The sequence below is a fragment of the Chryseobacterium antibioticum genome, assembly GCF_012927325.1.
Taxonomy (GTDB): domain Bacteria; phylum Bacteroidota; class Bacteroidia; order Flavobacteriales; family Weeksellaceae; genus Chryseobacterium; species Chryseobacterium antibioticum.
Map to the genome: position 1 here is coordinate 57,157 of NZ_JABBGI010000002.1, position 22,036 is coordinate 79,192.

A 22,036-nucleotide genomic window follows, 5' to 3' on the forward strand; every position below is an offset into this window, starting at 1 on the left:
TAAAACGCTAGTACTCTCAGACCCTCAAGCTTCCCCTAAAACCTCTCGCAGCATAATAAGAATCTGCCCCATTATGATACATAAAAACGGTATTATAACGGCGGTCACAGAAAATAGCGCCTCCTAATTCACGGATATTGGCAGGTGTTTTTACCCAGCTTGATGTTTTTAAATCAAACTTTCCCAGTTCCTGAAGCTGGCGGTACTGTTCTTCTGTTAATAATTCGATGCCCATTTCAGAAGCTTTATCAATGGCATTGCTTTCCGGTTTATTCGCTTTCCGGGCTTCCCAGGCTTGGTAGTCGTAGCAAAGGCTTCTGCGTTTCGGGCTTTCGGGGGAACAGTCGAAGAAGAGGTATTCGTCTGTTTTTTTGTCATAGTTGACTACATCGGGTTCCCCCTCCGTTTCCTCCATTTCGTTCAATGACCAGAGTTTTTCAGGGGAGGCTTCCAGTTTTAGCTGGATTTTTTCCCAATTCAGGTCTTTGTGGCGGTTCATATTTTTCTCAAAACGGTTTTTTAATACCTTTAAAAGTTCTCCGCTTTGTTCGGCTGTTAGTTTCTTTTGGCTCATATTAAGTTTTGTTTTGGTTGTTTTTGAATATTTCTGATGTTCCTGAGATGTCTATTTTAATGGTCTGTTGAAATTTTTCGGTCTGTTGGTCTGAAATACCAGGAAATACCCACTAAAATCAACAATAATAAGGCCGGAAAAGTTCGTCCGAAAGTATCTCCAATAATGATATGCGAAATAAAAGCGCCAGACATAACGAAGAAAAATCCGGCATAAGCCCATTCTTTCAGCAGCGGGCGTTTGGGGATCAGTACAGCGATAACGCCCAGAATTTTCCATACTCCGATGATGGCCATCAGGTAAGCGGGATAGCCGAGGTTGATGAAATTGGCCAGTTCATCTTTATTTTTCATCAGCTGGACTATGGCTGTTGATACCATTCCCAATGCCATCCAGATCGTGAAGATCCAGTAAATGATTCTGTTTCTTTTTTGTGATTTGTTCTGTGTTTCCATAAGTAGATTTTTTATGGTTAATCGTTTAGTCCTTTTCCTGTAAGGATCTGTGGAATATATTTTTCAATTCTTGCTTCCCTGGTTTTAGACTGTTTGGCTGAAGAAAAGTGGAGCAGATAAGCTCTCTGTCTTCCGGGGGTGAGGGCTTCAAAAGCTTCTTTTAATTCAGAATTTTTATCCAGTTTATTTTGAAATTCTTCAGGCATATCAAATTCCTTTGTTTTCTTCATAGGAACTTTTATCCCTGATTTTTCTACTTCTATGGCTTCATAAACGTAGGTGGGGATTACTTTTTGAAGATAAGTGATTTCCTTAAGCACCGTAAAACGGATCTGTCGCGCTGCCTGTACATTTTCACTTTGCTGGATCAGAATATTTTCAGTGTCATTTAATAAAGCACCTTTGAAAAAGAGCAGGGCGCAGTATTCTTTAAATCCGTGGATCAGGACTATATTTCTGCCGTGATGCGTGTAGCATGGACAGCCCCATTTCAGTTCTTCTTCAAGGCCTGTGTCCAGAATAATGGTTCTTAATTTTTCAAATTCTTTCTGCCATTGATTGGCTTTATCAAAGAAAAAATCAACTTTTGGATTCATGGTGGTGTGTTTGAGGGTTTGAGAGTAGTAGAGTATTAGTGTTTTTGAGGGTATGTCAACTTCTAACTTCCAGTATCTGGGATCTGACGTCTAATATCTGACATCTGATATCTATTTAAAAATCTTTTCCAGTCTGTTATGTGCCATATTAAGTCCCTGTGCGAAGGGGAGTTTCAGCATTTGGTCTCGGAAATCAACGGATTTGTAAATGGTGTGGATGGTGATTTTACTGGTGGTATCGGTCAGTTTTTCAAATTCCAAAAAATCGATCTGAACAGGGAAAGGTGTATTTTCCATTTGAAAAGTTCTCGTAATTTTCTGTTCGGGAACAAATTCATGAATGGTTCCATTGGCCCGGAAAACAACGGCGCCCTGAGGATTGGACGTTTCAAACTGGTAGCCGCCGTGTGGATGGTTTTCCAGTTTCAGGACTTTGGTGCTCATCCATTGTTCAACAATTTCTGCTTCGGTGTAGGCTTTGAAAAGCAGTTCAACCGGAAGATCAAATTCCCTGGTGATGAATATTTCCTGTTTGCCGTCTTCGGCGTGGATTTTTGTTTTAAATTCCATATTTTGAGGGTGTTTTGGGTTTGAGAGTTTGAGTGTATTAGAGTATTAGAGTATTAGAGTATTAGAGTATTAGAGTATTAGAGTTGTGAGTTCTAATTTCGCTGCAATAGTCTGAAATCTGACATCTGAAGTCTAAAATCTAATTCTCCTTCTGATAAACTTTCATAATACTTTCCAGCTTGTTGAACCGGTCGTCCCACATTTGGCGGAAGGGTTCTATAAAATCGGCTATTTCTTTCATTTTATTGGGATTAAGGTGATAGATGATTTCACGACCGTTCTGTTCAGACCTTAGCAGTTCGCATTCTGTAAGGATCTGAAGATGTTTGGAAACGGTAGGTCTGGCGGTATCGAAATTGGAAGCGATGGCCCCGGCGGTCATGGACTGCGCGGCCACCAGCATCAGAATCGATCTTCTGGTAGGGTCTGCGATAGCCTGGAATACATCTCTTCTTAAATTCATTGTGTAGTTATTTGACTACAAATTTAAATGAAGTTATTTAACTACGCAAGTTTTTTTTGAAAAATTTGTTTTATCAAATCTATATTCTATTATTTTATCTCCCGCAGATTGTTCAGATGTTTGCGTTTGATTTTAATGGATTTGGGAGTAATTAAAATAATCTGTGTGATTCGCGTGATCTGCGGGAGGTTATTTTAAAATATTTGTTTAATCAATTGGCTTATATGGGGTCGGCTCACGAAACGGAATATAAAGTACGTTAATGATAAAATCTATTAATTTAAACCATATCAATAGATATCTTGTATGATTTTATTTTTCTGACTGACTGGTTCTAAAATAGGGTTACCGTAAAAATCCCTCTTGATTAATTTCAAGAGGGATTTTATAATTAAAACATTTAAATAGAGAAAATATTTCATTCTCAATTTGATGAATTTCTCTATGTTATGACTTTGCTGCCACTGCCCCGCCCCAGAGTGATCCTGGATTGGCGCGATCTCCATGTAGTTCCATCATCCGGTCAAAGAGGTCAAGTGAAGAAGAAGTTACCTTATTAAGACGCATGAAATCCTGAAAATAAGCACGGGTTTCCTGAATGATTTGTGGATTATCTTCGAGTTCAGGGCGCTTATGGCCAGCGACTACAGTGCGAGGATTTAGCGATTCTAGTTTATCAAGAGCTGCGATCCATTGAAGCCAGGTTTCAGGGCTGCCTTCTGCCATATAAGGATGAACACCATTATAGGCGGCATCACCTGCTACTATAAGATCGATAGACGGTATATGCAGACCAGTTGAGAGAGCTGTGTCCGTATAACCAGTATCAACCAATACTAGTTTTTGCCCTTCCAGTTCCATGAAATCCTCATTAAGAGGCTCCGGTACAGGAATCTGTTCAGGAAGTTGTCCGGGAAAACGGGAGGTCCAGAAATTGTTAAAGAAAACAGGATTGAGTTCACGGCGCATATGTTCTATAATATCGGGTCTTGCAACAGCTCTTGCATGAGGAAAACGCTGCTTGAGAAGGCCTATGCCGAAAAAATGATCGCCGTGACCGTGAGTTATGTAGATTGTTGTAAGGTTCTTTCCACTGGACTCAACCCATTCTACCAAAGCTTGTGAGGCTTCAGCGGTAAGGAAAGTATCAACTAACACAGCATCTCTTTCCCCATAGATAAGGGTAGATGAATTGGGTACCCAGGCTAGAGATTCATAGCCTGACGGTAATTCCCGATTGAGACCGGGGCGCTTGGTAATAAATACAGAATACTGTAAAGTTCCGTATTCTGTAGTTTTGAAGTTTCCTTTTTGATCTTTTTTTTCCATATTCTTTATGTTTTTTGTTCCTGCAATATAATATAAATTTTCCATAAAATATATAATTAGAGATTGATTAACAATAGGATAAGAGTCCTTATGAGAAACTTCGGGATTATTTAAAAAAAACGGAAAAACCGGGAATCTGATCATTATTCTTTAAAGGGTCGGCCGACGAAAAGCAAAATTAAAACTTCCCATTATTGTTTTTCCAGTTTTCTTTGGCAGGTATTTCTTCGATGGTATCCCAATGCTCCATAATTTTACCATTTTCGATTCGGAACAAATCATAGAATGAAGTATGCTTGCCGCCCATTGTGCCTTCGCCCAGTAACATATGAACCTTGTTATATTTCATTGTAATACCTTGCGAGGTCATATGCTATCTGCCGAAAAAATGAGGAGGTAAACAGGCAACAATGCGCCAAGGCCTAAAGTTCCGGCAATCATCTGGTAAAGGTTGATGACTTTGGTGTCAAAGTGTCTGACCAGCCGATTATTATAAATGGTATAAAGTGTCCCAAAAGCGGAAGAAATAACTCCTAAAATAATTCCCAGCTGGTAAGAAGTGTTAAAGTGAAAGATCAGGCTGATTCCTAGCAATGTGAATGTACTGAGAAGCAATTCTGAGATTTTGAATTTCTCCTTATCGATCAAAGGTTTGAATACGGCGGTAAAGAAACTGGTCAGACAATAACAAACTACGCCAATTGAAATATTGGAGTACTTGATGCTGGCGTAGAAAAATAGCCAGTGGAATGTGATGAGCAGCCCAGCTTTCATTATACGCACTTTTTCCTGTGCAGAAATAGTGTAGGGGATTCTCAGCAGTTTTAGAATAACAAATAAAATGACAGAGGAAAATAAAAGTCTGTACCAGACCAGTAATCATTCATTGAAAGATATGAGTTTTCCGAATACGCCTGTAAAGCCAGCCAATATCACGGCCAGAGATGCAATAGCAAATATGATTTTAAAGATTTGAATTAATATTTTTTTGGTCAGAATCTGAAGCGTTACGATCAGACCGATAAAAATTTAACGGCATGAGCATACTTCAAATGAATTTGAAAATATTAGAATCTTGGAGGAGGCAAACAGCTCGCGTGGTTCATATCTAGAGTATTGAAATCAAAAGTAGCTGATATAGACGTCTTTTTGGGGTATAATCTCGGAAGTTTATTTTGTCCTATAATTTATATTATGTTAAATTGTGTTTGTTGTCCGTTTTCCTTGATTTAAAATATAACATCTTTTTATAAATAATCCCAAATTATTAGTATTTCCGATATTTGACTTTTATAAGGAGATATAAAAATCTCCCTATATCACACATCGAGTCCGGTTATGTTCAGTAATATGTGGTATACATAGTTCTCTGTTTCTTTTTGATAAATACCAAAATCAGGCAGGTCTTTTTGTATGGCATCCATTGGAATCGTGAAGACGCTCAGTTTCCTGCATAGCTTCTTGCAGGGAAATTTTATTCTGATGCATCAATACCAGAATGTGGTTACACACTTCAAACTGGCCGTCAGCCATCTCTTTTTCCAATGTATACCAATCATTCTGAATAGACATGATTCTGCATAATAGTGTTCTCAGGCACATGATGACAGGATGTTCAATAATAATTTTCGGTAGCATAAAGTTGGTCCCGGCCTCAATTATATCTCCATATACATACATTGCAATAGTGTATTCTCTCAGAAATTGCAGCCGCAATAAACTTGGATAGCGCCCTTCGAGACGATAAGGAGCTTCTTCCATTATGCCATAAGTTGTATAGCGGAATAAGTTTTTAGCCAGCCGTTCCATCCATTCAGAAGGCATATAAGTAAGGAATTAATGATAAATGAAAAAATAAAGAGAATATTAATGGAAAAACTTCCAGAGCATAAAAAAACCGCTCTAAAAAGAGCGGTATACTTTTTCAATGCTTGCCGGTTCTTAGCAAGTAGATCCACATGAAAGTACAGTAACGTGCACTACACCATTGATAACACATTGTACCTGGCATAATGTAGTCCCTACAAGAGTTCCTACACCGTTTACAGCAGTTCCTACTGTAGAACCTACACCACCTACAACACCGCCAACGATAGTACCTACACCGCCAACTACTCCACCAAGACCTCCGATAACACCTCCGATGTTGTCAAATAGACCATTACCTGAAATCGTTTTCAATTCGTTTCTGTTTAATTTTTTAAAATTTTTCATGATATAAAATTTGTATGATTATTACATCACTAAGATAAGAATAATTACAATACTGCGATATTTTTTTTGGAAAAAATAATTAAATGTGTTTATAACTTAATATTTCATTAATATAAATGTTATTTAATAAATATATCATTATTTGACTTATCTTCTTTATTTTTTTGGAAATGAATAGTTTACATGGTGTTTTGTTAAATCAGATTTAATCTCCTATTTATTTTTGCTTTATGTGAATATTTCCAAATTTTCCACTTACCTAAAATAATCTCTTTAAAATCTAAGGCTGCGTATAGGAAAAAATATACTTTGATAAGCCTGTTTTTACAAGTACCTAGCTATAGTATCTTTTCTTTAACCATAAGCTGATCCGTACAAGTACTATTAAAACAGGAACTTCTACCAAAGGCCCTATTACCCCTACAAATGCCTGTGGAGAATGAATTCCAAATACCGCTATGGCTACAGCAATAGCCAGTTCAAAATTATTTCCTGTGGCCGTAAAAGCGATAGACGCATTTTTATCATAAGGCACATCAAATGATTTATTGATAAAGAAGCTTACAAAAAACATCAGTATAAAATAGACAGTGAGCGGTAAGGCTACTTTTAAAACATCTAAAGGCAGTTCTAGGATTTTATCCCCTTTGAGACTGAACATTAAAACAATCGTAAATAATAAGGCATATAAAGTCAGCGGAGATATGACAGGAATAAACTTCCTGTTGTACCATTCCACGCCTTTCATTCTGGTTAGAAAGTAACGGCTTAGGAATCCGGCTAAAAAAGGAATTCCAAGATAAATCAGAACGCTTTCCGTAACATCCCTCATGGATATGCTTACATTAAAATTAGCCAGGCCTAGTTTTTCAGGTAAAATATTGATAAAAAGCCAAACCATAAAGCTGTAACTGAAGACCTGAAATATACTGTTCAAAGCAACCAGTAATGCTCCATACTCACGATTGCCTTTTGCCAGATCGTTCCAGACAAGAACCATCGCAATGCATCTGGCTAAACCGATAAGAATCAGACCTATCATATAATCAGGTTCGTTTCTAAGAAAAAGAATAGCCAGCAGGAACATTAAGACTGGACCTATCACCCAGTTCAGTAACAAAGATACTCCTATGACTTTTTGATCTCCCAGCGCTTTTGGTAACAGTGAATAATCAACCTTTGCCAATGGTGGATACATCATAATGATTAATCCAATGGCTAGAGGAATGTTGGTTGTTCCTATAGATAAGGAGTTGGTCGTATGGGAAAGATTCGGAAAGAAATACCCTAGGGCAATTCCTGAAAACATCGCCAGGAATATCCAAAGCGTAAGAAATCGGTCAAGAAACTTTAATTTGGGTTGCATACTTTTGTTTTTAATCTATTGCTGTTGTTTTATCTGTGAAAAAACATAGAACATTTCAGCGCCTATTTCTAAACTCTTTTCATGGTAAACTCTTGTTTGCTCACTCGTACCGTCTGATATTTTAGGATCTTCAAAGGTGATAGGAATGCGTTTTTCTGCTCCTGCAATAAAAGGACATCCTCCATCCGCCTGTGAACAGGTCATCACTGCTGCGAAACCGGAATTTGGATTAAACGGACTGTCGTATTTTTTGGAAAAGCCTATAATCGGATGTCTGTTTTCATCATATTTAATGGCATATACCGGGTTTTCGGTATCGGAAATTGTAAAGACCTGACAACCTTGTTCTTGTAATGTTTCTGCTATTTTGGGGAACATAGCCGTTTCTTCCGTCCCCCCGGAATAGCAGATTACCTTTGGAATGTTAAAATGAACACTGGCAATCTGCGCCCAGACTTGTGCCAAATGGCTTCTCCGCGAATTGTGGGTACAGATAAAATTGATAGCTGCCATACTTTCATCTTCTACTTTTTTTTGAATAAAATCAATCAATGATTTTAATACGCCCTTTCTCTCTTCACTGATCTCCTGATTTTTAAACAGTTCTATGGTTTTTAGAAGTTTAGAATACATCATTGATTTAATTTGAAGTTAGATGAATGTTAGCAGCATCCTGAGTTGGGAGTGCAGCAGGAAGCAGGATTAGAAGAAATCTCTGATAGCTTTACTTTTTGTTTTTCCACAGGAATACCACAAGCTTCCTGAGCCAAACAAGCTGTTGTTTTATTTTTCAGGACAAACGTTTTTCCGTTAAATTCCAGATCATATTTTCCAATTGTTGTGTCCTGGTACTCCACTTCAATTTCGTCATCTTCAATCCCCAACTTTTCTTCTGACAGTTTTATAATGTTAAGAAGCTTTGCAGGTTTTAGCCTGTGTTCAAAATCATTAGCATTCCATAGCTGAAAATTGACCACTTTTTCATTTCGGATAACTCCTCCGCAGTCGATAAAATGCTTCGTTATACTCCCCACTTCTGTAACGTGGAAATGTTCCGGAACAAAAGTTCCATTTTCTAATTGAAATTCAACATTTTGTAATGTTGGTAAAATTTCTTTGATCTCGGATAATTTCATTATTTATTTTTTTTTATTGGTTAATTGCAATATTACGATGTATCAGAGTAAAAAAATGCTTAACAACATTTCTGATCTTTAACGGAGAGTACAATGTTTGAAAAATAGTCCTTCAAAATTCCAAATGCCTCCTTATCAATACAATAGCAGATCGCAGTTCCTTCGATGTTGCCTTTGATCAAACCTGCATTCTTCAGTTCTTTCAAATGTTGAGATACGGTAGCTTGAGCCAAGGGAAGTTCATTCACAATATCCCCGCAGATACAGGTATCTACTTTAAGTAAATACTCGATAATGGCAACTCTTGCAGGATGCCCCAGTGCTTTGCATATAATGGCAATCTGGTTTTGGTGATCTGTAAAATGATCCGTTTTGGTTGCTCCCATGATAAAATTATTATATCGCAATATTACGATTAAATTTTATAATACAAATAATTTTAGACTTTTTAATTGATTTTCATCCCAAAAAATCAGCGGGATATGTCCCTGTCCATACTTTTAATCAGTTTCTCCAAATAAACTTTCCAATTTGGCAGAGACAGAAGTACAGAATGGCTGGGCTTCATCTGGGCCATCTAATTTAATAAAACTGGGTCATTAAAGTGGCTCAGATTCTTTATAGTTTTGTGCTCAGAAAAACAAGATTTATGGAAGATTCATTTAAGATTCCACAGTTACTTTTAAGATATGCACTAGGAATTACGTTTTTAACTCCTGTCGCAGACAGACTTGGAATACTGGGAGCCCCGGGAACCGGAAACATCGAATGGGGAAACTGGAGCAACTTTATTGATTATACCACCACACTGATGCCGGTTTTTGAAAGATCCATAGTCAATGTAATGGGAAGTATCGCTACAATAGGCGAATTACTTGTAGGTATTTGCCTGATCATAGGCTTTAAAACCAAATATGCTGCTATAGGTGCCTCACTCATTACGCTGACCTTCATTGTATTTATGACGCTTTCGGTAGGAATTCAAAAGCCAGTTAACTACGGTGTGTTTACGGCTTCAGCAGCCGGTTTTCTGCTCTCCTTCATCCCTAATTATAAATGGAGTATTGATAATCTTTTGAACAATAAAACAAAGTAAAAACACTTTCCTTACTGTATAAGAAAGTCAGAATTAAATTAAAAAATAAAATAAACAGATCATAAAATGGCAACAAGAATTAAAATGGATCAGATAGAATCCAATGGTTACAAAGCAATCCTCGGACTTGAAAAATTTATCGAAAGCACCCCTCTTACAGGGACCCATAAAGACCTGATTAAAATCAGAGCATCTCAGATCAACGGATGTGCGTTCTGCATTGATATGCACACCAAAGAAGCTCGCAAGGCTGGTGAAACGGAACAGCGTATCTATGCACTTAATGCATGGCGCGATACTCCTTTTTTCACAAAAGAAGAACGTGCTATCCTTGCCCTTACGGAGGAAGTTACACTGATTAGCAATCATGTGAAAGACGAAACTTACACCGCTGCAGAAAATATATTGGGAGAAACCTATTTGGCGCAGGTTATCCTCGCTATAATCACCATCAATGCCTGGAACAGAATAGGTATTACCACTTTGCTGGTGCCTGCACAGTATCAGTAAGCAGTAAAAATTAATAATTTACCATAACGACTGTCCTGATAGCAGGACAGTTTTTTCATTTGTATCTTTTGATTACTATTTAATTTTGTTATAGATTTAATGAAACTCTTGTTACATCAAAAAATAAGCAACCCGAATGTTACCTTACAAATCACTAATACAACTCAAGAGAGATTCAAGTGTTGCGCTGTATATTCAGTTATGCAACAGTTTTATAAATCTTATCACCAATGGTAGCCTTCAATCGTCAGATGTTTTACCCAGTACCCGCCTACTCTCGGAATTGACAGGGCTCAACAGGAATACGATAAAACTCGCCTATGAAGAGCTTATCAGTCAGGGCTGGGCTGAGTCTGTAGAAAGGAAAGGTATTTTTGTGCTTTCAAAACTTCCTGTCCTTCCAGAAAAGAAAAAAACAAATTCTGACGCATCAGTAGATTCCTCAGCTGAAGCATTTTCATGGATCAATCCTTTTCCGGAAATACAGATCAATGAGAATTACCAAGAGTCTGTTCTCACTATTGATGATGGTTTTCCGGACGTCCGCTTAACACCGGTAGACCTTCTAATGAGAGAATACCGGAGTATTTCAAAAAAATTCTATGGAAAAAATTTTCTCAAGTACGGATTTCCCAAAGGCTCTGAAAATCTTCGTTCAGCACTAACTCGTTACCTGTCCAATACCCGTGGGCTTAGTGTAAACCCTGAAAACCTTCTCATTACAAAAGGGAGTCAGATGGGAATTTATCTGGCAGCACAGCTTTTACTTACAAAATCTGATAATATTGCTGTAGGGGTGTCCAATTATCGTTCTGCGGATGAAATATTCAGGTATGTTGGAGCCAATCTGCTCCGCATTCCGGTAGACGGATATGGTATGGACATTGATTTTTTAGAAGTGATGCTAAAGAAAAAGCCCGTTAAAGCAGTTTATATCATTCCGCATCACCATTTTCCCACCACAGTTACCATGAGCATGGAACGCAGGCTTAAGCTGCTGAAACTCGCAAAGGAATATCGGTTTGCAATCATTGAAGATGATTATGACTTTGATTTTCATTACAATGCAAAACCTTATATCCCTCTTGCCAGTATAGACCACAACCGGAATGTGATTTATATAGGATCTATCACCAAAACATTTGCCCCTGCACTACGTACAGGATTTATGATTGCCCAGCCGGAATTTGTAACGGCAGCAGCATCTTTGCGTCAACTGATAGACAAACAGGGAGATTCTCTTCTGGAAGAAGCTTTTTCTTCCTTGTTTGATAACGGAGAAATGGAAAGACACTTTAGAAAATCCCTGAAAATATATAAATCCCGTAGAGATCTGTTTTGTGAGATTCTGCAAAGTAATTTTAATGATGTGATTGACTTTAAAATTCCCGAAGGCGGAATGGCGGTCTGGTCAGTTTTTGATCAATCAATCAGCCTTCCGAAACTCTCATGGGATGCAGGAAAAAAGGGACTTAAAATTGCCGACGGATCTTTCTATAATAATGAGATTTTTATCCCGAATGGGCTCAGGCTCGGCTTCGCATCACTTAATGAAAATGAGATCGAGAAATCATTAGAATTATTAAGGAAAATAATTTAACTGCTTTTGCAAAAAGCAGATCAATAAAGATCTTAAGGAAAAATAAAAAGAAAGACTGTCCAATTGGAGCAGTCTTTTTTACTGGAATTTCTGCCTAGGTAGTCCAATCTCATGCGCCTGCGGATAAGGTTTTCTTGAGGTCATGCTCACATCTTCTTTGATCTGCCGGTGAATATCATACTGTTTATCTTTGTCGTAAGCATATCTTGGATCAGGAATCATGGGCATTTTGGCCATTTTGTGAATGGTGACGGTCGGAAAATGATAATCCACTTCCACAGTTCCCAGCAGCAGATAACATCCCCCGCCCTGAAACGGATATTCACTCAGGCTGTCCGGAAAATGGGCGCTATCAAAATAATCTCCGTTCACATCGATCCAGGTACCGAAATACATGGTTCCTTTTTTGGTCGGAACATGCTTTCTGGAGATCAGATAGGCCATCATTTTCACCTGCTTCTTATGATGGATGACCAGATCTTTTACAAATACTGATCCCCTGTATGAAGTCTTTAGCAGGTCAAACGGACTACAGGAAACGGGAAACCCGATGATCTCAATTTCATCAAAAGCATCTTCAAAATCTTCCCGCTTCAGTTGTGGGAGTTTGTATTCCTGGACAGGTTCCTCAATCAGCAGCAGGCCTCTGTTTTCAGTTTTAAAATTGATCAGCAGCAGTCTGGCTTCTACCAAAAGTTCGTTCTTCGGTTGACCTGTAAAACGGAATGCTCCGATAAAAATAAGGGTCTGCATCGTTTCAATGCCAACAGGAATACGGCGGATAAAGTCTTCCAGTGATTGGTAATCTCCGTTTCTATCCCGCTCTTCAGCAATTCCATGCGCTAATCTGTTTTCAAGTCCCTGCAGAAGCATGAATCCGAGATAAATATCTTTTCCTCTCAATACCGTCTGGTATCCACTGGTATTCACACAGGGAGTCTGAACACATGCTCCGGACATTCTGGCCTCATGAATATAAACCTCCGTTCTGTAAAATCCTCCCTGATTATTAATAACAGAAACCATGAATTCCAGCGGATAATACACCTTCAGATAAAGACTCTGATAGCTTTCTACCGCATACGAAGCTGAATGTGCCTTACAGAAAGAATAGCCCGCAAATGATTCAATCTGCCGGTAGGCTTCAGCAGCCAGCAACTCGGAATGTCCCTTGCCTTTACAGGATGCAAAGAAATTCGCCTTTACCTCCTGAAGCTTTTCAATCGAACGGCCTTTTCCACTCATGGCTCTGCGCAGAATATCTCCGTCCGCTAAGGATAATCCTCCAAAATACTGGGCAATTTTAATCACATCTTCCTGATACACCATAATGCCATAGGTTTCTTTCAAATGCTCTTCAAACACCGAATGAAAATATTCAAATTGATCGGGGTGATTATGCCGGAAAATATATTCACGCATCATACCGCTCTGCGCCACTCCGGGTCTGATGATGGATGAAGCGGCTACCAACGTTCTGTAATCTCCGCATTTTAATCTTCTTAAAAGTCCGCGCATCGCAGGAGATTCTATATAAAAGCATCCGATGGTTTTCCCTTGAGCCAGATGTTCATTGGCAACCGCTTCATTTTTAGAAATGCTTGTATCCCGGATATCCATGGTAATGCCTCTGGTTTCTTTGATTAATTTCACAGTATCATTGATCGTTCCTAAACCTCTCTGTGAAAGAATATCGAATTTTTCCAATCCTATATCTTCTGCGGTGTACATATCAAACTGAACAATAGGAAATCCTTTTGGTGGCATTTCCAGTGCGGTAAAGTTTGTGATGGGTTCTTCAGAGATCAGGATCCCACAGGCATGCATGCTTCTTTGGTTGGGAAATTTTTCCAGCAGCTTGCCGTATTTGTATACCATGTCTACTACTGGATTTCGGTCATAGGTTTCTTCAGATTTAGTGGCCAGGTTATCAAGTTCTTCTTTGGGCAATCCAAAAGCTTTTCCCACTTCCCGGAATATCGATCTGTACTTGAATTCTACATTGGTTCCGCAGAAAGCCACATGCTCTTTTCCGTACCGATCAAAAATATACTGTAACATGGTGTCCCTCTCCTGCCAGCTCCAGTCGATATCAAAATCGGGTGGTGTTTTTCGGTTAAGATTCAAAAAGCGTTCAAAATAAAGATCCAGTTCCAGGGGGCAGATATCGGTAATACCCAAACAGTAACTGACTATTGAATTAGCCCCGCTCCCACGTCCTACATGCATAAACCCCATCCTGTTGCTGTAACGGATGATGTCCCAAGTGATAAGAAAGTAAGAGCAGAATTTAAGCTCATGGATTACTTTGAGTTCTTTTTCTACCCTTTTCCTGGCCTCTTCATGATCTAAACCATAGCGTTTTTCCAAGCCTAAATAAGCAAGTCTGGTCAAAAATTTCAGATCATTTTCTCTTGATTTTGTAAAATTTAGTTTATTTCTGACCTTTTTAAAATCAAATTCAAAACTGCAGCAGCTAAAAATGTTTTTTGTATTCTCAATGATTTCAGGATATCTCTGAAATGCTTCCAGAATGCTTTTCTCAGCCCTTACATATTCAGATTTCCGGCATATATCAGTTTCGTCAAGTTTGCTAAGCAGTGTATTATGATCAATAGCTCTGAGGATTCGGTGAAGATGATATTCTTCTTTGGTACTGAAGGTAATCGGTTGAAGGACCACCATTCTGGAAATCATTTTCTGAAGTTCGGGGCGGACAAGAAGCGTCAGTTCTTCTTCCCGGATTCCAATGAATTCATTGTTTTTCAGAACTTCAGGGATATTTCCAATCGGATAAATGACCAGTACATTATCGAATTCAGGGGCCGTTTCACACAAGTCTTTGCCATCGCAATTATAGTCTGTGATCATCCTGTTCACCTCTCCTATACCACTGAATTCTTTAGCAACTGTAATATAAAGAAGTCTGCTGTCTTTCCTGATTTCCACCCCGGCAATGGGTTTGATTCCCTTGTCTCCACATTCTTTTTTAAATTCATAAATACCGGTAACCGTATTGATATCTGTGAGCACCAGCTCTTTAATGCCAAGCGTTTTTGCCTGGGCAACCAATTCTTTCACCGATAAGGTTCCGTAACGGAGGCTGTGATAGGAATGACAGTTGAGAAACATAATCTGCAGATTTTTTGATGGTTATTTTCCGAAATCAAACCCGGAAGCCCGGCCTACCGCATCGGAGCCAAAACGGTTTTTGAGATCATCCATGGCCTGATAAAGACTCATCTGTTCTTCCGTATCTTCAAAGAGATTCATCTGATGGCTGCCATGAACCAACCCTGTAAAACGTAATCCAACTAGGCGGAGTCTCATTCTTCGGGTATATGCTTTATTAAACAGGTCCAAAGCAACCCTGGACAAAGTGTGATCTGCAGATGTATAGGCAACTCTGGACTGTTTGGTTTCGGTATCAAAATTAGCGTAGCGGATCTTCACGGCCACGGTGGAAGTCAGCCACTTTTCTTTTCTAAGCTGATACGCCAGTTGTTCAGCCATTCCGGATATTAACCTTTTTAGTTCCGGGATATCCATAGTATCTGAAGTAAAAGTTCGTTCTGTGGATATTGATTTTCTTTCAGAATAAGGGATTACAGGATTTTCATCAATTCCATTGGCTTTTTTCCACAGTTCACTGCCGTTCTGCCCGATCATTTGCTGAAGAGCCAGTACCGGCATTTCAGATAAGGTTTGAATGGTACGGATTCCTACCCGGGATAGTAACTGGAAGGTTTTATCTCCTACCATCGGAATTTTTTTAATGGATAAAGGATTAAGGAAAGGTTGGACTTCCTGTAGTTTAATTTCCATTTTTCCGGGTTTGGCTTCTCCGGTTCCTATTTTGGAAACGGTTTTATTGGAGGATAATGCAAAACTTATCGGAAGTCCGGTTTCTCTGGTGACGGCAGAAGCAATTTCATCGGTCCATTTGTAGCATCCGAAAAATTTATCCATTCCGGAGAGATCCAGGTAGAATTCGTCAATGCTTGCTTTCTCCATCAACGGTACCTTCTCCTGGATAATATCGGTTACAGTATGCGAAAGTCTGGAATATAGTTCATGATCTCCGCGGACCACTTTAGCATCCGGACAGAGTCTGAGTGCCATTCTGATCGGCATGGCAGAGCGTACCCCGAAATGACGTGCTTCATAGGAACATGAGGCCACAACGCCTCTGTCTCCACCTCCGATGATCAGGGGGATTCCTTTAAATTTAGAATTGACAAGACGCTCACAGGATACAAAAAATGTATCCAGGTCCATATGTACAATCGCACGTTCCATGATACAAAATTAGATATGTTTTGAATCAAACTTTGTATTTTATTTGATATATTTTGTATCAATATTTATTTTATGAGAGATGATAAGGGTTTCCTTCCTATGAACACAGGATCAGGTAAAGTGTTTTAATAAACGGCTAAAATGATTTCTCCCAAATTATTCTGATCACACAGATTCTTATTTTAATTCTTATCAAGTTCATTAGTAATTTAAGTGCAAGCATCTGCTCAATTTGTGAAATCTGCGGGAAATAAAATCATGACTCTCGCAGATTGGGCAGATTCTATTTTAATACCATTAAGTTCAATGAAACTTTTTTAAGATAAAATGCTTAAAACGAGTAATTTTCAGAATTAATCGGGGATAACAAGGCTTATTTGCTTACAATGACCCGGAATTTTGAATCATAATTTGTATTTTTGTTGATATATTTCGTATCAATGTCAATTTTTTCAAATAATATTCGTTTTTTGAGAGGAAAGAGAAACCTCTCCCAGCAATCTGTAGCCACTGAACTGGTGATTTCCCGTGTGCGGTATTCCAAGTATGAAAACGGAGTATCCGAACCACCTATTGAACTGCTTGTAAAAATATCCAAATATTTTCACGTTAGTATTGATCTTCTGGTATCTGTAGACATCCGCAAATACCCGATGGAAGAAATGCTGAAACTTCCGGACAACAGAATTGTTCTTCCTGTAGCGGTAGATCATCTTGGAAATGATACGATTGAGATTATTCCACAAAAAGCATCCATGGGATATCTTGAAGGTTATAGTGATGTCGGTTATATCGAAAGCCTGCAGAGAATTGCCCTACCCTTCCTTACGAATGGCAAATACAGGGCTTTTCCCGCAGATGGAGACTCTATGCCGCCATTCAGAAACGGTTCGTATATTGTAGGAAAATATGTAGAAGGAATCAGTGAACTGAAACCGGGAAAAACCTATGTTTTCATCACCTTAAATGATGGGATTACCTACAAACGTTTTAAGGAAATAAAAGGAAATACAGTTTGCGTAAGTGCTGATAATTCTTTCTATGAGCCTTATGATATTCCGTTTAACGAGATTGTAGAGATCTGGCAGTACGCTTCGGGAATTTTTCCGGAAGATTTTGAGCCGGGTGATTATGAAAGCTATAATTTTAAAGAAATGTTCCGGGAGCTGAAACAAGACATCAAAGATCTGGACCGAAAAGTTTCAGGGCGCCGGAAATCTTAATCATTCTAAAGTATAATAGGCAATGGACCAGCTAAGTTTATTTGATTCAGAAGAATTCTTCAGGTTTCCAAAAGAACTGCTGGAATATACTGAACATTTTCTGCCGGAACATGAAGCTTCTCAACTCGAGGAACTTCTGATTCGTGTAGCTCCCTGGAAGCAGAGAACCCAGAAAATGTATGATAAAATGGTTTTAACCCCGCGGCTTACAGCCTGGTATGGAGATGAAAGCAGAACCTACAAACTGGGTGGAAATGATTTTAATGTCAATCCTTAGCTGCCCGAATTATTAACTTTAAAAGAGCGGATAGAAAAATCATCCGGATACCGGTTTAATTCTGTACTGCTGAATTTATACCGAGACGGCAATGACTCTGTGGCATGGCATCGGGACAAAGAAAGCGAATTGGGGAATCGTCCTGTCATAGCTTCTGTAAGCCTTGGACAGGTTAGGAATTTTGATTTTCGGAAAGTAGATGACCACCGTAGCAAGTACAGTTTATCGCTTCAACATGGGTCGCTGCTGATCATGAAGAGTGATTTGCAGTTGAATTGGGAACACCGCATTGCCAAGTCTGTAAAAATGATGAAACCACGGATTAATCTTACGTTCCGGTTGGTTAAAGAAGTATAGGGATGGATATTTATTTCTCCAATTGAATCCAGACAGGGGCATGATCACTGCTTTTCGTCCAGCCACGGACATGGCTGTCGACACCCCCCCCGACTGTAGGCTTGAATGCAGATAAGGGCTTAACAGAATGTGGTCCAGTCTGATGCCTGCATTACGATCATATGCTTTGTAAAGGTAATCCCAGAAGGTATAAACCGTTTCATTAGGATAGAGTTTGCGTATAGAATCAAGCCAGCCTTTATTCAATAATTCTCTATACGCTTTTCTGACTTCTGTTCTGTATAATGCATCATTTTCCCAACGCTCGGGTTTGTAAACATCCACAGGTTCCGGAATAATATTGAAATCACCAATGATTATGGCGGGAAGGTCCATTTTGATCAGTTGGTTCGTTCGCTTTTTTAGACGTTTGATCCAGTCTAATTTATAGTCAAATTTGGGTCCCGGATAAGGATTTCCGTTGGGCAGATACAGGCAGCATATCACCATTTGATCAATGATAGCTTCAATATAACGGCTCTGAAGATCTTCTGCATCTCCGGGTAAAGCATTCTGAACTTCTGTGATCTCGAGATCTTTTGCAAGTATAGCTACCCCATTCCAGCTTTTCTGTCCTTTCCATATGGCCTGACATCCTGCTGTATTGATTTCTTTTACAGGAAACCGTTCCTGCGGAGCTTTTAATTCCTGAAGACAGACAATTCCGGCTGAGCTTCTTTCAGCCACTGTAATAATACGGGCAAACGGCCGTTGATTCCGTTCACATTATAGGTTGCTATTTTCATATTTAAAAGGCTGTATACGTATTTTTCACGGCAATAATTATTCCATCGTATTGAATATTACTTCATCAAACTCTACTGTACCTATCAGAGATAATAAGTTCAATACTAACCTGCAGGATCTTTAATCTTGATTTTTTTAAACTTAACTCAGATTAAATAATAAGCCGGTTGATATTGGCATAATTTATTCATTAGATTAAAAAATAAAATCTTGTACCATGTTAAATAAAAATTTCACAAAAGCAGAATTCGTATTGAATAATGAAAATCAGTATCAGCTGGAATATAGTATTGAAGAAATTGGTCAGGGATCCAATTTAACCATTGAAAGGAAAAAAGAAAATGGAGAGTTTGAAACCATTCAGGCTATTATTACCAGATTGAATGACCGTATCTTTATAAAATGGAGCGAACCTTTTGATGGCAGATTGATTTTTGAAAACTAAAAAATATCCTATGAAATACAGTGAAGCCTTACAATACAAAAAAGAAGCTTTAGAAAAGGCGGATGAATCCGTACTGCAAAGTTACCATATCATCATAACGCCTTCTGATACCGGCGAAAGTGCAAAGTACATCGAAGAATTTTCGAAAAATCCTGAGGACTTTAACGATAACAGCTGCAAAAAATACGCCTCCAATGATGAGTATGAGATGGTAAGTTTCAGGAAAGAAACAGAAGAAGAAGGTGAATAATAGAATCAATACCTTCTTCCACGTCAGGTATTAATAAAACTAGGGTCTTACCTTTTTATTGCGACTAATCTGGTCCAAAATGATATTTAGAATATTCATATCACCTACCACATCAGTACCCGAAACTGTAAGCTGGTCTTATAATTGCAGCTATTAAACATTAATCACTAAATTATAATTATTATGGAAACAAAAAAAACAGCAAAAAAGACTGTGTCGAAAACTGTGGCGAAAAAAGCGGGTAAAACTCCGGCTAAAAAAGATGCCGCCAAACAGCTGAAAGATTTGTTTGAAGATTCACTGAAAGACATTTACTGGGCAGAAAAAGCGCTTGTAAAGGCTCTTCCTAAAATGCACAAAAATGCGACGGATAAAAAACTGAAAGCAGCTATTGAAAAACATTTTAACGAAACCAAGGTTCATGTAAAAAGACTGGAAGAATGTTTCGCTTCAATAGGGAAAAAAACTCAGGCTAAAAAATGTGATGCAATGCAGGGGTTACTGGATGAAGGAAAAAGCATTATGGAGGAAACTGAACCGGGAGCAGTAAGAGATGCAGGTATTGTTACCGCTTCTCAGAAAGTGGAACATTATGAAATTGCCACTTACGGATCATTGGCTGCTTATGCTAAAGTTCTTAAAGAAAAAGACTGTCTTAATAACCTGTTGGCCACACTTTCCGAAGAGAAAAAATGTGATGCATTGCTGACAAAAATAGCCGACACAGCTATTAACAGCAAAGCAAAATAGCATTATCGATATATAAGTACAAAAGAGATCTGGAAACGGGTCTCTTTTTTGATTGTATTAAAAACCAGTATTGTTTGATTATTGATTCAGGCGGTCTATTTTCCTATTGATTTTTATCCAGTTGATGCTGTCCAATAAATGAAGTTCTCTGTCAAACTGCAGTTTCCAGCTCTTCCCCAACTTTTTTTCAAGACTTTTGAAATAAATGGTATTGGAACGTTCATACTGTTTTTGCAATTGGGTAATGCTGTCGGTGACTTCACATCCGGTTTCTATTCTTTCATAGCATAAATTCCATTTTTTCACCAGACTATCAATACCGTCATAGGCTCCCTGTGGAGGAAGTTCGCCAATCCTGAGATCTTTCCAGCAAAGGGCTTCTGTTTGGTATACTGTCTTTTTTGAAGTATCGGGTTTGCAGCCAATAAGAAAAAAGGACCCACATATTATGGATACTCCAATATATTGCAGTCTTCTTTTATAACTTTTCACCTCTAAGATATTTGATATTTTCATAAGAAGTTTAGATGATTAATTTGAGCAGCCTATAAATTCCAACAACCGTTTTCTTGTAATGACCTGATTTTTTTGATAGAATTCATCAGCATCCAAACGTGCCAATGATTCTGTAGATTGTGCAGAAAGCCAGGTGATAAATAAGTCCCGGGTTTCAAAAAGAGTTGGAACATGAAATTCACCGTCGTATAATTCTCCATATAAAAACTGCTGATCTTCATTTACTTTCATGCCCATTCCGCAATAATCACGATGGGCATACCCCAGAATCTTACCGCTCTGCAATTGATCTGCGACAAGATTTGCTATCCTATATCCAAACGTTGTTGTATCCGGTTCTGATTCATCTGAAAAGTCATAACTGTCCATATATATTATTTAATATCAATACTATATCTAAGGTAATTATTTCAAACGAAAACTTTTATACCCATTTCTATTTTTTAGGCAACTCATGATAGCCGTTAATCAATATCAGATGTTTAACTTTGTTTACCTCAAACTGCAAATACATAAAAAACTTGAAGCTGCCTCTTTCTTATTATCTGAATCAAGATGTCGTGTTTCTGGCCAAAGATCTTTTGGGAAAAGTACTTTTCACGGAGATCAACGGTGATAGTACAGCAGGCATAATTGTAGAAACCGAAGCCTATTTCGGGATAGTGGATAAAGCTTCCCATGCATATGGAGGACGCCGTACGGAGCGTACTGAAACATTGTACCATCAAGGTGGTATTTCTTATGTTTATCTGTGCTATGGAATTCACCATCTGTTTAATATTGTAACCTCTGTTGAAAGCGAACCTCATGCAGTACTGATACGCGCTGTAGAGCCTTTAGTTGGCAAAGAAATCATGGAACTCAGACGGAATATGCCGTCGGATAAAGCTGCTATATCATCCGGGCCGGGTTCAGCCGCTAAAGCTTTAGGTATTGACCGTTCTTTTAATAAAAAAGATCTGACTGAAAACGAAATATGGATTGAAGATCACGGGATCAGATATTTTCCTGAAGAGATTGTGGCAGGACCGCGGATCGGAGTGGCCTATGCTCAGGAAGATGCTTTGCTGCCATGGCGTTTTTACGTTAAAGGAAACAAATATGTAAGCAAGCCCAGATCTTAACAGTACCCACTCTTCTTTTCTCAACTTTTCCATTTTTCAATAATTGATTTTCTTTCCTATACAATCATACTTTTCCTGTTAAAAACTACTTTTTTCAGGT

29 protein-coding genes and 1 pseudogene are annotated in these 22,036 nt (G+C 38.5%); 11 read left to right on the plus strand and 19 right to left on the minus strand.

Annotated features, from left to right (window positions below; translation table 11 throughout):
- Nucleotides 1-16: 16 nt before the first annotated feature.
- The 8 genes from HHL23_RS01760 to HHL23_RS01795 form a co-directional block, all read right to left on the minus strand.
- The gene (locus HHL23_RS01760; protein ID WP_169233115.1) at nt 17-574 is read right to left on the minus strand and encodes a DUF4256 domain-containing protein; all 558 of its coding nucleotides are present in this window, start codon (nt 572-574) and stop codon (nt 17-19) included.
- A gap of 56 nt (nt 575-630) precedes the next feature.
- Entirely contained in the window at nt 631-1,029 is a 399-nt protein-coding gene (locus HHL23_RS01765; RefSeq protein WP_169233116.1) for a DoxX family protein, read from the minus strand.
- Between the two features lie 17 nt (nt 1,030-1,046).
- Nucleotides 1,047-1,625 (minus strand): YdeI/OmpD-associated family protein, encoded by a 579-nt coding sequence (locus HHL23_RS01770; protein ID WP_169233117.1) that lies wholly within the window; start codon nt 1,623-1,625, stop codon nt 1,047-1,049.
- A gap of 111 nt (nt 1,626-1,736) precedes the next feature.
- Nucleotides 1,737-2,195: an SRPBCC family protein gene (locus HHL23_RS01775; RefSeq protein WP_169233118.1), complete on the minus strand. Its 459-nt coding sequence runs from the start codon at nt 2,193-2,195 to the stop codon at nt 1,737-1,739.
- A 139-nt stretch (nt 2,196-2,334) separates the two neighbouring features.
- Nucleotides 2,335-2,658, minus strand: coding sequence for an ArsR/SmtB family transcription factor (locus HHL23_RS01780; protein ID WP_169233119.1), 324 nt, complete (start codon nt 2,656-2,658; stop codon nt 2,335-2,337).
- A gap of 447 nt (nt 2,659-3,105) precedes the next feature.
- Entirely contained in the window at nt 3,106-4,032 is a 927-nt protein-coding gene (locus tag HHL23_RS01785; protein WP_228464550.1) for an MBL fold metallo-hydrolase, read from the minus strand.
- A gap of 133 nt (nt 4,033-4,165) precedes the next feature.
- Complete coding sequence (locus HHL23_RS01790) at nt 4,166-4,315, minus strand: nuclear transport factor 2 family protein (RefSeq protein ID WP_228464552.1); 150 nt, start codon at nt 4,313-4,315, stop codon at nt 4,166-4,168.
- Between the two features lie 38 nt (nt 4,316-4,353).
- The gene (locus tag HHL23_RS01795; protein ID WP_228464584.1) at nt 4,354-4,863 is read right to left on the minus strand and encodes a DMT family transporter; all 510 of its coding nucleotides are present in this window, start codon (nt 4,861-4,863) and stop codon (nt 4,354-4,356) included.
- On the opposite strand from HHL23_RS01795, the gene HHL23_RS22710 reads away from it, so the two are divergent.
- Complete coding sequence (locus tag HHL23_RS22710; RefSeq protein ID WP_262889202.1) at nt 4,829-4,963, plus strand: hypothetical protein; 135 nt, start codon at nt 4,829-4,831, stop codon at nt 4,961-4,963. The genes HHL23_RS01795 and HHL23_RS22710 overlap by 35 nt on opposite strands.
- A 419-nt stretch (nt 4,964-5,382) precedes the next feature.
- On the opposite strand, the gene HHL23_RS01800 is transcribed toward HHL23_RS22710, so the two are convergent.
- The 6 genes from HHL23_RS01800 to HHL23_RS01825 form a co-directional block, all read right to left on the minus strand.
- On the minus strand, nt 5,383-5,811 hold the full coding sequence (locus HHL23_RS01800) for a terpene synthase family protein (RefSeq protein WP_169233120.1): 429 nt from the start codon (nt 5,809-5,811) through the stop codon (nt 5,383-5,385).
- A 117-nt stretch (nt 5,812-5,928) separates the two neighbouring features.
- Nucleotides 5,929-6,201: a bacteriocin-like protein gene (locus tag HHL23_RS01805; RefSeq protein ID WP_169233121.1), complete on the minus strand. Its 273-nt coding sequence runs from the start codon at nt 6,199-6,201 to the stop codon at nt 5,929-5,931.
- Between the two features lie 334 nt (nt 6,202-6,535).
- Nucleotides 6,536-7,567 (minus strand): ACR3 family arsenite efflux transporter, encoded by a 1,032-nt coding sequence (arsB, locus tag HHL23_RS01810; protein WP_169233122.1) that lies wholly within the window; start codon nt 7,565-7,567, stop codon nt 6,536-6,538.
- Nucleotides 7,568-7,582: 15 nt separating this feature from the next.
- Nucleotides 7,583-8,200: an arsenate-mycothiol transferase ArsC gene (locus tag HHL23_RS01815; protein ID WP_169233293.1), complete on the minus strand. Its 618-nt coding sequence runs from the start codon at nt 8,198-8,200 to the stop codon at nt 7,583-7,585.
- A gap of 29 nt (nt 8,201-8,229) precedes the next feature.
- Nucleotides 8,230-8,703, minus strand: coding sequence for a DUF6428 family protein (locus HHL23_RS01820; RefSeq protein ID WP_169233123.1), 474 nt, complete (start codon nt 8,701-8,703; stop codon nt 8,230-8,232).
- 59 nt (nt 8,704-8,762) lie between these two features.
- Complete coding sequence (locus tag HHL23_RS01825) at nt 8,763-9,089, minus strand: ArsR/SmtB family transcription factor (RefSeq protein WP_169233124.1); 327 nt, start codon at nt 9,087-9,089, stop codon at nt 8,763-8,765.
- 263 nt (nt 9,090-9,352) lie between these two features.
- Here HHL23_RS01825 and HHL23_RS01830 point away from each other — a divergent pair, with 263 nt between their 5' ends.
- From HHL23_RS01830 to pdxR, 3 genes are all read left to right on the plus strand, one after another.
- Nucleotides 9,353-9,799, plus strand: a complete 447-nt coding sequence (locus HHL23_RS01830; RefSeq protein ID WP_169233125.1) for a DoxX family protein — start codon at nt 9,353-9,355, stop codon at nt 9,797-9,799.
- 66 nt (nt 9,800-9,865) lie between these two features.
- On the plus strand, nt 9,866-10,309 hold the full coding sequence (locus tag HHL23_RS01835; protein ID WP_169233126.1) for a carboxymuconolactone decarboxylase family protein: 444 nt from the start codon (nt 9,866-9,868) through the stop codon (nt 10,307-10,309).
- 136 nt (nt 10,310-10,445) lie between these two features.
- Nucleotides 10,446-11,909 (plus strand): MocR-like pyridoxine biosynthesis transcription factor PdxR, encoded by a 1,464-nt coding sequence (gene pdxR / locus HHL23_RS01840; RefSeq protein WP_169233127.1) that lies wholly within the window; start codon nt 10,446-10,448, stop codon nt 11,907-11,909.
- Nucleotides 11,910-11,987: 78 nt separating this feature from the next.
- Here the strand turns inward: pdxR and HHL23_RS01845 are convergent, their stop codons facing one another.
- Nucleotides 11,988-15,041 (minus strand): DNA polymerase III subunit alpha, encoded by a 3,054-nt coding sequence (locus tag HHL23_RS01845; RefSeq protein WP_169233128.1) that lies wholly within the window; start codon nt 15,039-15,041, stop codon nt 11,988-11,990.
- A 21-nt stretch (nt 15,042-15,062) separates the two neighbouring features.
- Nucleotides 15,063-16,208 (minus strand): DNA polymerase IV, encoded by a 1,146-nt coding sequence (gene dinB / locus HHL23_RS01850; protein ID WP_169233129.1) that lies wholly within the window; start codon nt 16,206-16,208, stop codon nt 15,063-15,065.
- A gap of 440 nt (nt 16,209-16,648) precedes the next feature.
- Here dinB and HHL23_RS01855 point away from each other — a divergent pair, with 440 nt between their 5' ends.
- The 3 genes from HHL23_RS01855 to HHL23_RS22405 all read left to right on the plus strand — a co-directional run bounded on the left by HHL23_RS01855 (nt 16,649) and on the right by HHL23_RS22405 (nt 18,065).
- Nucleotides 16,649-17,431, plus strand: coding sequence for an XRE family transcriptional regulator (locus tag HHL23_RS01855; protein ID WP_169233130.1), 783 nt, complete (start codon nt 16,649-16,651; stop codon nt 17,429-17,431).
- 22 nt (nt 17,432-17,453) lie between these two features.
- Entirely contained in the window at nt 17,454-17,708 is a 255-nt protein-coding gene (locus tag HHL23_RS22400; RefSeq protein WP_228464554.1) for an alpha-ketoglutarate-dependent dioxygenase AlkB family protein, read from the plus strand.
- 66 nt (nt 17,709-17,774) lie between these two features.
- Nucleotides 17,775-18,065 (plus strand): alpha-ketoglutarate-dependent dioxygenase AlkB family protein, encoded by a 291-nt coding sequence (locus tag HHL23_RS22405; protein WP_317174662.1) that lies wholly within the window; start codon nt 17,775-17,777, stop codon nt 18,063-18,065.
- 135 nt (nt 18,066-18,200) lie between these two features.
- Here the strand turns inward: HHL23_RS22405 and HHL23_RS01865 are convergent.
- Nucleotides 18,201-18,791: pseudogene (locus HHL23_RS01865) on the minus strand (exodeoxyribonuclease III); the annotation flags it as partial.
- 277 nt (nt 18,792-19,068) lie between these two features.
- On the opposite strand from HHL23_RS01865, the gene HHL23_RS01870 reads away from it, so the two are divergent.
- The 3 genes from HHL23_RS01870 (at nt 19,069) to HHL23_RS01880 (ending at nt 20,296) form a co-directional block, all read left to right on the plus strand.
- Complete coding sequence (locus HHL23_RS01870) at nt 19,069-19,296, plus strand: glutathione synthase (RefSeq protein ID WP_169233131.1); 228 nt, start codon at nt 19,069-19,071, stop codon at nt 19,294-19,296.
- A gap of 10 nt (nt 19,297-19,306) precedes the next feature.
- Nucleotides 19,307-19,546 (plus strand): hypothetical protein, encoded by a 240-nt coding sequence (locus tag HHL23_RS01875; RefSeq protein ID WP_169233132.1) that lies wholly within the window; start codon nt 19,307-19,309, stop codon nt 19,544-19,546.
- A gap of 183 nt (nt 19,547-19,729) precedes the next feature.
- Nucleotides 19,730-20,296: a YciE/YciF ferroxidase family protein gene (locus HHL23_RS01880; protein WP_169233133.1), complete on the plus strand. Its 567-nt coding sequence runs from the start codon at nt 19,730-19,732 to the stop codon at nt 20,294-20,296.
- Nucleotides 20,297-20,374: 78 nt separating this feature from the next.
- Here HHL23_RS01880 and HHL23_RS01885 read toward each other — a convergent pair whose 3' ends face one another.
- Both HHL23_RS01885 and HHL23_RS01890 read right to left on the minus strand, forming a co-directional pair.
- A complete protein-coding gene (locus tag HHL23_RS01885) occupies nt 20,375-20,812 on the minus strand; it encodes a hypothetical protein (RefSeq protein ID WP_169233134.1) in 438 nt (145 codons plus the stop codon).
- A 15-nt stretch (nt 20,813-20,827) separates the two neighbouring features.
- Nucleotides 20,828-21,181 carry a hypothetical protein gene (locus HHL23_RS01890; RefSeq protein WP_169233135.1) on the minus strand — a complete coding sequence of 118 codons (354 nt, stop codon included), beginning with the start codon at nt 21,179-21,181 and terminating at the stop codon, nt 20,828-20,830.
- A gap of 152 nt (nt 21,182-21,333) precedes the next feature.
- Between HHL23_RS01890 and HHL23_RS01895 the strand changes: the two genes are divergently transcribed.
- The gene (locus HHL23_RS01895; protein ID WP_169233136.1) at nt 21,334-21,936 is read left to right on the plus strand and encodes a DNA-3-methyladenine glycosylase; all 603 of its coding nucleotides are present in this window, start codon (nt 21,334-21,336) and stop codon (nt 21,934-21,936) included.
- Nucleotides 21,937-22,036: the final 100 nt, after the last annotated feature.